Annotated in this window: 11 protein-coding genes; all 11 read right to left on the reverse strand. The window is 28.6% G+C overall.

From position 1 onward, the window contains the following. Positions 1-1,215: a CYTH domain-containing protein gene (locus CARM_RS07005; RefSeq protein WP_217907089.1), complete on the reverse strand. Its 1,215-nt coding sequence runs from the start codon at positions 1,213-1,215 to the stop codon at positions 1-3. Next, on the reverse strand, positions 1,190-1,603 hold the full coding sequence (gene perR / locus CARM_RS07010; protein ID WP_139426041.1) for a peroxide-responsive transcriptional repressor PerR: 414 nt from the start codon (positions 1,601-1,603) through the stop codon (positions 1,190-1,192). The genes CARM_RS07005 and perR overlap by 26 nt, the downstream gene beginning before the upstream one ends. Positions 1,604-1,685: 82 nt before the next feature. Beyond that, positions 1,686-3,515 carry a 1-deoxy-D-xylulose-5-phosphate synthase gene (gene dxs / locus CARM_RS07015; RefSeq protein ID WP_139426042.1) on the reverse strand — a complete coding sequence of 610 codons (1,830 nt, stop codon included), beginning with the start codon at positions 3,513-3,515 and terminating at the stop codon, positions 1,686-1,688. Beyond that, on the reverse strand, positions 3,512-4,324 hold the full coding sequence (gene fliH, locus CARM_RS07020) for a flagellar assembly protein FliH (protein ID WP_139426044.1): 813 nt from the start codon (positions 4,322-4,324) through the stop codon (positions 3,512-3,514). The genes dxs and fliH overlap by 4 nt, the downstream gene beginning before the upstream one ends. 4 nt (positions 4,325-4,328) lie before the next feature. After that, positions 4,329-5,357, reverse strand: a complete 1,029-nt coding sequence (gene fliG, locus CARM_RS07025; protein WP_139426046.1) for a flagellar motor switch protein FliG — start codon at positions 5,355-5,357, stop codon at positions 4,329-4,331. Continuing rightward, the gene (fliF, locus tag CARM_RS07030; RefSeq protein ID WP_139426048.1) at positions 5,357-7,042 is read right to left on the reverse strand and encodes a flagellar basal-body MS-ring/collar protein FliF; all 1,686 of its coding nucleotides are present in this window, start codon (positions 7,040-7,042) and stop codon (positions 5,357-5,359) included. The genes fliG and fliF overlap by 1 nt, the downstream gene beginning before the upstream one ends. A 14-nt stretch (positions 7,043-7,056) precedes the next feature. Further along, positions 7,057-8,148 (reverse strand): histidinol-phosphate transaminase, encoded by a 1,092-nt coding sequence (hisC, locus tag CARM_RS07035; RefSeq protein ID WP_139426050.1) that lies wholly within the window; start codon positions 8,146-8,148, stop codon positions 7,057-7,059. Further along, the gene (gene pheA / locus CARM_RS07040) at positions 8,138-9,211 is read right to left on the reverse strand and encodes a prephenate dehydratase (protein WP_139426052.1); all 1,074 of its coding nucleotides are present in this window, start codon (positions 9,209-9,211) and stop codon (positions 8,138-8,140) included. Before pheA ends, hisC begins: the two co-directional genes overlap by 11 nt. Then, positions 9,208-9,969: an HAD-IIA family hydrolase gene (locus CARM_RS07045; protein ID WP_139426054.1), complete on the reverse strand. Its 762-nt coding sequence runs from the start codon at positions 9,967-9,969 to the stop codon at positions 9,208-9,210. The genes pheA and CARM_RS07045 overlap by 4 nt, the downstream gene beginning before the upstream one ends. A gap of 1 nt (position 9,970) precedes the next feature. Beyond that, complete coding sequence (gene lysA, locus CARM_RS07050; RefSeq protein ID WP_139426056.1) at positions 9,971-11,176, reverse strand: diaminopimelate decarboxylase; 1,206 nt, start codon at positions 11,174-11,176, stop codon at positions 9,971-9,973. Positions 11,177-11,193: 17 nt separating this feature from the next. Further along, complete coding sequence (locus tag CARM_RS07055; protein WP_139426059.1) at positions 11,194-12,255, reverse strand: LptF/LptG family permease; 1,062 nt, start codon at positions 12,253-12,255, stop codon at positions 11,194-11,196. Positions 12,256-12,257 lie beyond the last annotated feature (2 nt).

Here is a 12,257-nt window from a genome sequence, read left to right on the forward strand (position 1 = left end):
CTAACTATATATTTTTAACTTAATGATACTTTTATTGATTTTTTTAATTGTTTTATTACAATTAAGAAGAATATTTTCTAATTTATTATATCTAAAATATAATTTTAATTTATTGATACTTTTTTCTTCAAACATTGTTGCAAAATTACATAATAAAAAATTAATTTTATCTATTTCTTTTTCAATATTTGATTGGGATTTTACAATTTTTTTCTTTAAAAAAACTAATTCTTTTCTTAGTTTAAAGGCCACCAAAGACTTTAAAATTTGATCTCTTTCACCTTGATAAAATTCACAATCATTTTTTAAAATAAAATCTATATCTAAAAAGATATTCTCTATTTTTTTTCCACTTAAAATAAAAACATATTTTTCCAAATCAATTTCATATGTTTTATCTACATCAATTTGCTCTGCTAATGCCAAAAAAATATTTTTAAGTTTTTCCATAATGTTTTTTTCAAAAATATTATGGAAAATTTCTAAAAAAATATTAATTTGATAAAGGTTTAAAGAGAATTGTTTAATAGAATTTACATTTACATTTTGTAAAAATTGGATTTTATCATTTTTTAATCTTTTTAAAAGAACGAAAAGTAAAATTTTACAAGCTACAAAACTTTGAATCTGACTTGGAAAATTTAAATCAATATCTTCTTGCTTATCTAAAATTTTAATAATTTTAGTGCTATTAAAAATTTTTGAAAAATCTCCATATAATGCTAAATTTTTGGTATAAAATTTTTCATTGTCTGTAATTTCTTTGTAATTTTTAAAAAAATGAGGTAAACTAAAATGTTTTGCCTTTTCAAAAGTAGGAAAAATAATCTTTAAAATCACCAAATCTTGCAAATTATCTCTAAATTTATAAATATAAAATTTTAATTCATTAATTTCAAAACAGATTCTAGTTTTATTGATAATATTTCCTATAGCTTTTTTATATTGGTGTTGAAAATCTTTTTTAGAAATTTCATAAGTTTTTTTATCTAAAATATCATGTAACTTATAAAGTGAAAACCGATAATAATTTTGATTTATTTTTTTATATTTAATATCACAAAAAGGATTTATACGCGTAAAAAAAACGCGTATTTTATCTTTAGAATAGGCAATTTTTTCATTATTTAAAATTTTTAAAAAATCATCATTTGGGAGTAAAAAGCGTCTTTGAACTTCACAAACCATTTTATTTTTTACAAGCTTTACAACCATTTACATAAGCAAATACACCTAAATAATCAATAATATTTCCAATTTTTTTCTCAAGATCTTCTTGATACTTGCTAAGACCACTATCTTCATAGCACACATCTTCTATATAATTACATTTGCTACAGATTACATGAATATGAGGATATTCATAAATATCATAACAAGTTTTTTGATTTGGGGTATTAATTTCTACTACTAAACCTTGCTCTTTTAAAGTATTTAAATTTTTATATACGGTTGCCAAAGAAATTGATGGATATTCTTCTTTTATGCTTTCGTATAAAGATTCAATATTAGGATGCTCATGGCGTTGTAAAATTTTTAAAATACAAAGTCTTTGTGGAGTAGCTTTTAAATCACAATTTTTAAGCATTTGAATAAGTTCCATAATAATTCTCCAAATATTTTTTTGTTTAGTATAACAATTTTTTTATAAAAAAATAATTATATTAAAGGATATTTTTTATCTCTTAATAAAATTTAATTTTTTGACATATTGAATTTATATCAAGTTTTAAAGATTCTTCCACTTCACTAGTTTTACCATGTGTTATAAAATGATCATCATATTCGAAACTGACTAACTTTATATGGTGTAAATTTTCATTTTGTAAAAAATTTGCTATTATACTACCTACACCACCTATTTTAACACTATCTGAAAAAATAAACCAAATTTTTGTATTTTGTGCTAATTGCCTTAAGAGTTCCTCATCTATAGGTTTGATAAAAACTAGATCCACTAAACTCGCATAGTCTTTTCCAAGCTCATCTAAAACAAACTTTGCTTTACCCACTCCTTGTCCAAAACCTAAAAATACTCTATCGCTTTGCGTTTTAGATAAAATTTGAGCTTTTCCTAGATTAATTTCACAAGAAGTAAATTCATTGCTTAATAAAAAATTTCCTCTAGGATAACGAAAAGCAAAAACACCTTGATGAAAATAAGCATATTCCATAATTTTTTGCATCATTGCTTCATCTCTTGGAGCAGCTATGGTTACATTAGGTATAGCACTTAAAAAACTTACATCAAAAATTCCTTGATGAGTTTCTCCATCTTCACCCACAATTCCAGCCCTATCCATAGCAATAACTACATTTAAATTCATAATCGCACAATCATGGATTACTTGATCATAAGCTCTTTGCATAAATGTGCTATAAATAGCAATAAATGGTTTAAAACCTTCTTTTGCCATAGCAGCCATTGAAGTAACTGCATGTTGTTCTGCAATAGCTACATCCCAAAAACGCTCTGGATATTTTTCTATAAGTTTATCAAGTCCTGTTCCGCTTGGCATAGCTGCTGTAACACCGACTATATTGTCATATTTTTGAGCTAATTTTAAAAGAGTATTTGAAAAAATTTCGGTAGCAGATCTTGCATTTGAATTCTGTTTTAGACTTTCCCCGTTATTTCTATCAAAAGCACCAACTCCATGCCATTTTGCATTTTTACCTTCGGCTAAAGCAAAACCTTTCCCTTTTATAGTTTGCGCATGGACCACACAAGGTTTATTCATCGCTTTAGCTTGATTTAATGCATTAATAATCTCATTTAAGTTATGTCCATCTATAGGACCTATATATTCAAGCCCTAATTCTTCAAACAAAAGTCCTGGCGTAATAAGCCTAAGACTTTCTTCGAAGCGTTTTGCCATATAAGATGCACCTTGAGGAAAATACTCCAAAAGATTTTCTATGCGTTTTTTAAATTTTTGATAAAACTGCGTTGCCATTGCCTGAGAAAGATATTTTGATATAGCACCTATTGGTTTTGAAATACTCATTTCATTATCATTTAAAATAATTACACAAGGATATTCTCTATCGCCGAGCTCATTTAAAGCTTCATACGCCATTCCTGCACTTAGTGCACCATCCCCTATTAAAACTACAGGTAAGCGATCTTCATTTTTTAATTTTATGGCTTTACAAGCTCCTACCGCTAAAGATATAGAAGTGCTAGAGTGTCCTGCTACAAAATAATCTCCTTCATCAGGTTTTGTATAGCCACTTAAACCATTAAATTGTCTTAAAGTATGAAAACAATTAATTTTATTGTTTAAAAGCTTATGTGGATAAGATTGGTGTGAAACATCAAAAATAAAAGGATCTTTTTGTGTATCAAAAACATAATGCATTCCAATACTAAGCTCCACAACTCCTAAATTTGAAGATAAATGCCCTCCATTTTTACTTACCGTATCTATAATAATTTCACGCAAACTACAAGCTAAACTTTCTAGCTCTTTTATTTGCATATTTTTTATATTTAAATTATTTAAATCTATCATTCATTAGCCATATTTTTTATTTTTTGCAAACGATTGTTAAGATTAGATTCTATATTGCCTGCATCAGACAATATTAAAATACTTCCTTTATTAATAGCATCATCAAGACTAAATTTGATATTATTTTGTTCTTGTAAGTTGGTTTTAACATATTCAAAATCATTAGGATTTAATTTTAATTCTATTTTGGTAGCACTTTTAAGCTCATTCATAAGCTCTTTTGCTAAATTTAATGCTATAAGCGATGAATTTTCTTCAAGTTCTTTTGCAATAACTTCTTTTGCAATAATCACAGCAGTATCGGCTAATTCTTTTTCATTTTTAGATAAGAACTCATTTAAAGTTTGTATTGTATTTTCAAGTTTTTCTATGCTTTTTAGATATTTTTCCTTTAGATCTTCTAGCTCACTTTCAAATTTTTTTTGTGCATCTTCATAGCCTTCTTTGATATATTTTTCTTTTGCATGTTCTAATTCTGTATTTAATCGATTACTAAATTCTGCTTCTTGACTTTCTATTTGCATTTGCAACTTGATGATATTACCTGACATTTCATCAGTTTTTTTAAGCAAATCTTCCACGAAATCAGGTTGAATTTGTGGTTGAGCGGTTTGAACTTGATTTTCTACTACACTTAAATCTTCTGTAGTCACATTGTTTTGAATTGGAAGTGATTGTGATGATTGTTGATTTTCTTCTTGATTTAACTCTTCATTAGAATTCATTTCACTCATTACTTTAAAATGATAGCCTTCTACAACATGACTTGCAATATTATTAGTTGAAATTACATTAGTTAATTTAGCCATAATCTTACTCAATCATCTCATCAGCCTCACCCACTTGGATAAGACCTTGTTCAGCTAGTTTTTGCACTACTTCAACAACTTTTCTTTGGGCTTCTTCCACATCTTTTACACGCACAGCGCCCAAAAATCCCATTTCTTCTACAAATGCTTCAGCTGCACGCGTAGACATATTGGACATAAATTTTTGTTTTAAATCCTCGCTTGCACCTTTTAAACCTATCATTAAATCACGCTTATCAGCAGCTTTTAAAACCTCCCTAATTGCGTTAGTACTAAGTTGAGAAATATCATCAAAGGTAAACATTAGATCTTTAATAGTTGTAGCGAGTCTCTCATCACTTTGCTCAATATAAGAAAGCGTTGTTTTAGAAGCTTTTTGTCCTAAGCGATTAAGTACTTCAGCAACTGCTCTTGGTCCACCCACTTCAACTTTATAAGAAGTAAGGCTTTCAAGTTTGCTTTCAAGTACAGCAGAAACTCTTTTAATAATAGATGGTGAAATATCTCCAAGATTTGCCATTCTTATTACAACTTCAGCTCTTAATTCATCGCTAAAATACTCTAAAGTTTCAGCAGCTTGAGTAGTATCCATATGTGCTAAAATCAAAGCTATGGTTTGCGGGTGTTCTTTAATAATAAAATCTGCAAGTTGTTGTGGTTTAATTTGAGAAAGATAGGCAAAATTTTGGTTATTTTCCATACTTTTGGTGAGTTTTTCTAAAATTTTATTTGCAATTTCAGGTCCAAAAGTTCTAAATAGAATTTCTTTAGCATATTCCAAACCACCACTTTTTAAATATTGGCTTGATTGAAGTAGGGTATAAAATTCTTCAAGAACAGCAGTTGCTACGGGCTTATCTACATTTTTTGCTAAAGCAATATAGCGAGAAATTTCAGTGATTACATTTATATCCATATGAGAAAATAAAACCGTAGTTACATCTTCTCCAAGTTGGATTAAAAATATTGCGACCTTTTCTGGCATAGAAAGGTCATCATAAACCATTTTTTGTTCTTCACTAAGCTTTATCATTAAATATCCTTCTCACCAAATTCAGCTTCATTTTCAACAAGCTTTTGCAACAACAATGCTACTTCTTCGCCTTTTTCATTTGCAACTGCTCTTAATTTCTCAAGTAAAACATCATATTGTAATGCATCTTCATCAAAATTATCTCCAAAACCAAGCTGCTCTTCCACTTTCCTTCTTGCTGCATTAAATTTCTCAATCGCATCTTCTGCTTCATCAATGACTTGTCCATCTTTTCCTTCCATTTCTTCCTCAAGCTTAATATCTGCAAGCATTTTTTGAGAAAATGGAACAATAACCTTTTTGTAAAAAATGAAAAGTAAAATTGCTGCAAATACATACTTAACAGGTGGAATAAATGGTTCAACAAATCTTGAATAAAAAGTTTGCACTTTATTTTCAACTTTAGCTGTTCTATGAAATTCCAAATTATTTACTTCAACTGCATCACCCCTAGCAAGATTAAATCCTATAGCACCTTTAGTAAGATTTTCAATAGCTTTAATTTCTTTATCATTCAAAGGAACATATTCATTGGTGATATTTCCTTGATCATCTGTGATAACTTTATATTTTCCATCCACTACAACTGCTGCAGAAATTCTTTTAACAGTTGCAAATTGCTTAGTGGTATTAGTAATTTTTTTAGAAATTTCATTATTAGTTGTGGTTTGATTTTTAGTGTAAATCTCACGCGCACCTTTATCGTCTAAACCTTCTACAGGTCCTATATTTGAAACAGCTCCTGGCACACCTTGGATTTCCTTATCTTTATAACCTTCTTTGTGTTCTTCTAAAGTTTGCTCACTACGCACAACGGTGTTTGGATCATATACTTCACTTTGTGATTCTTCCTTAGAAAAATCATAATCGATGCTAACCTTTGCCACTACTCTATCATATCCACCTGCAAAAGGAGCAATAGAAGCGACAATTTTTTGCTCTAATTCATATTCTTGATCTCTTTTATATTTAATCTGTGCTGCAATTAAATCACTTTCAAAAGCACCTTCATCATCTAAAGGAATACCCTTTTGATCCATAATTTTTACATTTTCAGGAGTAAGCTTTGTTACCGAAGAGGCAATTAAATTTTTAATCCCCATAATTTGCTTTTTATTAAGCTTTAAACCTTCTTTTATCGTCAAAGCTACTGAAGCTGTTGGTGGGACTTGTTGTTGGGTAAAAAGTGTATCTTTGGCAAAAGCAATATGCACAGTTGCACTATGAATAGGTTCTAAACTTTCAATCGTTCTAGCAAGCTCACCTTCCAATGCTCTTTGATATTTTACTTTTTGCTCAGCCTCTGTTGCTCCAAATTCTTGCTTGTCAAAAAGTTCAAAACCAACTTTATTATCCTTAGGAAGCAACCCCGCAGAAGCAACAGCTAAACGCTGTTTATACACTTGATCATTTGGGACCAAAATAGTTCCTTCATTTCGTAAAATATAAGGAACTCCACTTTTTTCAAGTTGAGTAACTATCATCGCCGAATCACTAGTATTGGCATTTTCAAATAATACCGAATATCCAGCTTCACTAGCCACAGTAGAACCACTTCTAAAAAGGGTTAAAAATACTAAAAATCCAACTACAACTACAATAGAAGCGGCAATAATAATACGCTGTCTTAAACTTAAATTTTGATAAAGTTGACCAACTTGGTGCAGTATAGTTTTATAATCCATTTATTTCCTACAAACTAAAAATTTTTAGAAAATTCTTCAAAAAACCTTGAATTTTCATATGCTGTTCCCATGCTTATACGCACAGCATTTAAACCATAACTTTGTAAATTTCTTATTATTATACCTTTTTTAAGCAATTTTTCAGATAAATCTGTGCTATTTTTTTCATCAAAAAAATAAGTTATAAAATTTGTATAGCTTGGAATATATTTTATGTCATATTTTTTAGCAAAATCTTCATATAATTTCATTTGTGAAAAATTATTTTCTAAAGTTTTTTGCACAAACCCTCCATCATTTAAAGCTGCAACAGCTGCTTTTAAACTTAGATTAGTTACATTAAATGGTGCTCTTAATTTATAAAATGCATTGATAATTTCTTTGCAAGCTATACCATAACCTACTCTCATACCACCTAAACCATAAAGCTTAGAAAAAGTTCCTAGATACACAACATTTTGAAATTTATGGATTAATTCTTTAGGATTGATATGTTTTTTACTATCTTTAAACGAAGCAAATTCATTATACGCTCCATCAATAGCCACCAAACAATCTTCATCAATTTTTTTTATAAATTCAAAAACATCATCTGCATCTAAACACTCTCCTAAAGGATTATTTGGCAAACACAAAAAAATCACTTTTATTTCATTTTTATGCTTTTGATATAACTCATATAACTCGTTTAAATCATGTGTTAAACTCGGAGTTTTATAAACTTTAACTCCAAATTGTTTTGCATAAATTTCATACATAGCAAAACTAACCCCACATTGCAAATAAGCTTTAGAATGATCAAGTTTTGCATGCACAATATATTCTATAATTTGATCACTACCGCTACCTATAATGATATTTTCGTTTGAAATATTATATTTTTGAGACAGAGATTGTTTTAATTCACTCATAGTATCATCAGGATATAAATGAGCCAAATGTGCATTATTTACAATAGCTTCTTTAGCTTTTTTACTTGTTCCATAAGGATTTTCATTGCTTGCTAATTTAATAACTTCTTTTAAACCATATTCTTTAGCAATTAATTCTATATCTTTGCCACTTTCATAAGTTTTAATAGCTTCTAAAAAAGGATTAAATTTCATTACTTTCTCCTGATAAATATGATCCAAGCCATTTTATATGTTCAGCTTTTTTTAAAACTCTTTGAACATTTTCATCATCAATATGTCCTTCAAAATCTATATAAAAACTATGTACAAATTCTCTTGTTTTTATAGGGCGTGATTCAAGTTTTGTTAGATTAATTCCTTCTTTTTTAAACTCATATAGCAAATCACTAAGCCCACCAGGTTTATGTGCAGCTAGTGCTAAAATAGAAGTTTTGCAATGAGGCATTTGTGGTATTTTAACATCACTTAAAATCAAAAATCTAGTGCGATTTGCCAAGTTATCTTCAATTGTTTCAAATAAAATAGGAACATTATAAAGCTTTGCTGCAATTTTAGAACAAATTGCAGCTGAAGAAATATCTTGTGAAGCAAGGTAAGCTGCATGAGCTGTCGATTTACTTGCTACAAATTCAACTTCACTTAAATCATGACTTTCTAAAAAATTTCTACATTGATTATAACCTTGAGGGTGAGAATATATGCGTTTAATATCTTTTAAGTTCTCACTCATACTTATAAAAGAATGATGTATATCCATATAAATTTCAGCAAAAATCTTTACATCTTCGTATTTTCCAAGACAATCAAGCGTAACACCGACTGCACCTGCTGTATTGTTTTCTATAGGCACCACTCCATACTTTGCTTCTTTGTGAGACAATTCTTTAAAAACATCTTCTATGTTTGCAAGTGGAATATAACGACTCATTGCACCAAAACGAGTTCTTGCTACTTGGTGTGTATAACTTCCTTCAGGTCCTAAATAAGCTATACTTTGAGGCATTTCTAGATTTCTTGATACGGCAAATATTTCTTGATAAATCGCTTCAATAGCATTTTGATCTAATAAACCATGGTTGTAATTTTTAAGTCTATTTATAATAGCTCTTTCGCGCTCAGGTCTATAAATACTCCCACCTAAATTTTGTTTTATCACCCCTATGTCTTTAACATGGAGCATTCTTTCATTAAGCAAAGTCAAAATTTTATCATCAATAGTATCGATTTTATTGCGTAATTTTTCTATCTCTTTCATTTAAACCTCGATATATAGTAATCTTTAATACTATCATATACAAAATTAAGTTTAGCTATATCTAAACCTTGGGTGTTAGAAATTTTACCACTTAAAACTAAGGCCGTTTGCATACCAAGCTCATAAGCACCAAGCAAATCTCCTTTAAAATCATCACTAACAATCAAAGTTTTTTCAAAATTTGCATTTATATCTTGCCGTTTTAATAATTTTAAAGCACTTTCATAAAAAGCCTTGCTAGGTTTTCCTATTACCTTATAATTAAACTCATATGCATTTTTAAGCATAGCCATAATACTCCCAACACCTGGATAAAGCCTCGAGTTTTTCTTGTAAATACTGCTTTCATGCATTGCTATAGCTTGCACACCATCTTTAATATATTCTATCATGCTAGCAAAATCTTGAAATTTAAAATCATCATAACTTGCTATTAAAAACGCCTTTGGAGATTTATAATCTAGCTCATAACCTAGCTCTTGAAGCGAATCTAGAAATTCTTTTGCTCCAAAAGCTGCTATTTTACAAGGCTTTAAATGATCTTTTAAAACACAAAAAGGATCAATATAAACTTTTTCATTAATTTCAAAACCCAAATTTTTCAAATAGTTTAAAAAATCTAACTTTTTAGTGTTATTAGTGATAATTACATAAGGAATTTTTTCTTTATTTAGAGCTTGTATAAGCTCTAATGCACCATCAATGGGTTTTTTATCATAATCTGAAATCAATGTCCCTTGTACATCTAAAAATAACATTTTAATCCTTTAAACACTCAAGTTCTAAAGCGATTTGCTCCTCATAACTTTCTCTTTTTCTAATCATTTTTACTTTACCATTTTCACAAGCTAATTCACAAACTCTATTGCGTGAGTTATAATTACTACTCATACTAAAACCATATGCACCAGCACTTTTAACTATAACCAAATCCCCCGCTTTAGTTTTACCTAGCATTCTATCTTTAGCTAAAAAATCTCCACTTTCACAAATTCCACCTACAATATCACAAAGACTTTTTTCGCTATCTTCATTTAAAAGTTTAATTTCATGATAAGCACCATATAAACTTGGTCGCAACAAGTCATTCATTGCTCCATCAACAACCACAAAACGCTTTTTATCATTAAATTTTTCATATAAAACTTTAGTTACAAATTCACCTGCATTTGCTACTAAAAATCTCCCAGGTTCCATACCTACACACACATCAAGACCTTGCAAGCTTGCTAAAATGCCTTGAGCAAATTCATATAAATTTGGCTCTTGTTCATCTTTATAGCAAACTCCTAAACCACCACCTATATCAAAAAATTTAATATTAATCTTTAAAGCTAAAAGTTCTTTTACTAATTTTGCTACAATTATCGAAGCTTCATGAATACTACTAATATCAAGAATTTGAGAACCTATATGAAAATGCACACCAACTGGTTCTAAAAATTGTGAATTTTTAGCATAAATATACATTTTCTTAGCACTTTCTATATCTACGCCAAATTTGTTTTCATGCAAACCCGTAGAAATATAAGGATGTGTTTTAGCATCAACATTAGGATTTACTCTAATGCTGATACGAGCAACTTTTTGATTTTCTTTAGCAATTTGTTCCAAAAGAAGCATTTCTTCTTGGCTTTCTAGATTTATATATAATATATTTTGATCTAAGGCATATTTCAACTCATCAGCGCTCTTACCCACCCCACTAAAAATAATTTTGTAATTTTTAGCACCTGCTTTTAAAGCTCTATAAATTTCTCCTGCACTAACACAATCAAATCCGCTATCCAAAGAAATTAAAAGCTTTAAAATACTCAAATTAGAATTTGCTTTAACTGCATAAAAAATTTGTGATTTTCTTGCCTTAAAGGCATCTTTTAGCATTATAAAACGCTCTTTGATTTTATCAAAATCATAAATATAAAAAGGTGTATTGTAGTCTTTTGCTAATTTCAAATAATCCATAAAAACCTCACTTGCAATTATTTGTGTTTAAAATAATAAAAACTTCCCATACTCATTAAAATAAATACTGGTAAAATTATACCAAGCTCTGGAAGTAAAATTTCATTTGAACTTAACTTTGTAAGTAAAAATAATAAACCCCAAACCAAAAGTATGCATACGAAAAATACAAATGCTAAAAGTGCGAGATTAAAAAATCTTGCTGTAATAGGAAAATAATAATAAATAATCAACATCAAAAAAGGTGCAAAAAAAGGCGTAAAAACTAGAGAATACAAACTACTCCTGAGTGTATTAGTGGAAATATTTTGCTTTGCAAAAATTGCTATACTTTCTAATGCATCTAAAATAGAATAAGAGGGATTACTCTCTATCAAAGAAATTCTTTCTAAGATTTTTGGAGAAAAATCTTCCAACCCCTTGATATTTTGAAATTCTTCTATACTTAAACCTTCTTTTGATACAATCAAATTTTGTGGGATATCGACAACAATTGCATTATTTAACTCCCACGAGACACCATTAAAATTAGCAGTTTTTGCATTTATCATATTTTTAATATCTAAATTATTAATATCAAATATTTTAACATTATATAAAACTTCATTTGTAGTTTTTTCTATATAAATAAATTTATCATTATATTTAATCAGAACTTCACTACCTTCTCTATCCACGGCTCCTCTTTTGATAATATTACTTTTATATTCATCTGCGTAAGCAAATGAAGTAAAATTTAAACCTATATATACAACACAAAAAAACATAGCCCAAATAAAAGGATAAAAAATTACTTGATTTTTACTTAAACCCAAAGCATATAAACTTACAAACTCATTTGATCTTATCATATTAAAAATACATAAAACCAAGGCAAGAACGATAGCCAAAGGTAAAATATAAGAAATTGCAGAGCAAGTTAAAAAAAATATATATAATAATTCTAAATTTGCACTTTTTGGTAATTTGTTAAAATTTACTAAAAAATCAATTGCTATAAAGAAAAATGTAAGAGAAAAAAATAAAATAAAAAAAGATTTTAAATATAAAGATGAAATATAGCGAAAAAATATATTCATTG

The sequence above is a fragment of the Campylobacter armoricus genome, assembly GCF_013372105.1.
In the GTDB taxonomy this organism is placed as follows: Bacteria; Campylobacterota; Campylobacteria; order Campylobacterales; family Campylobacteraceae; genus Campylobacter_D; species Campylobacter_D armoricus.

What these genes read in the sequence shown, in the direction of transcription:
- CARM_RS07005 (WP_217907089.1), bottom strand. Translation starts at nt 1,215, where the DNA reads ATGGTTGTAAAGCTTGTAAAAAATAAAATGGTTTGTGAAGTTCAAAGA.
- perR (WP_139426041.1), bottom strand. Translation starts at nt 1,603, where the DNA reads ATGGAACTTATTCAAATGCTTAAAAATTGTGATTTAAAAGCTACTCCA.
- dxs (WP_139426042.1), bottom strand. Translation starts at nt 3,515, where the DNA reads ATGATAGATTTAAATAATTTAAATATAAAAAATATGCAAATAAAAGAG.
- fliH (WP_139426044.1), bottom strand. Translation starts at nt 4,324, where the DNA reads ATGGCTAAATTAACTAATGTAATTTCAACTAATAATATTGCAAGTCAT.
- fliG (WP_139426046.1), bottom strand. Translation starts at nt 5,357, where the DNA reads ATGATAAAGCTTAGTGAAGAACAAAAAATGGTTTATGATGACCTTTCT.
- fliF (WP_139426048.1), bottom strand. Translation starts at nt 7,042, where the DNA reads ATGGATTATAAAACTATACTGCACCAAGTTGGTCAACTTTATCAAAAT.
- hisC (WP_139426050.1), bottom strand. Translation starts at nt 8,148, where the DNA reads ATGAAATTTAATCCTTTTTTAGAAGCTATTAAAACTTATGAAAGTGGC.
- pheA (WP_139426052.1), bottom strand. Translation starts at nt 9,211, where the DNA reads ATGAAAGAGATAGAAAAATTACGCAATAAAATCGATACTATTGATGAT.
- CARM_RS07045 (WP_139426054.1), bottom strand. Translation starts at nt 9,969, where the DNA reads ATGTTATTTTTAGATGTACAAGGGACATTGATTTCAGATTATGATAAA.
- lysA (WP_139426056.1), bottom strand. Translation starts at nt 11,176, where the DNA reads ATGGATTATTTGAAATTAGCAAAAGACTACAATACACCTTTTTATATT.
- CARM_RS07055 (WP_139426059.1), bottom strand. Translation starts at nt 12,255, where the DNA reads ATGAATATATTTTTTCGCTATATTTCATCTTTATATTTAAAATCTTTT.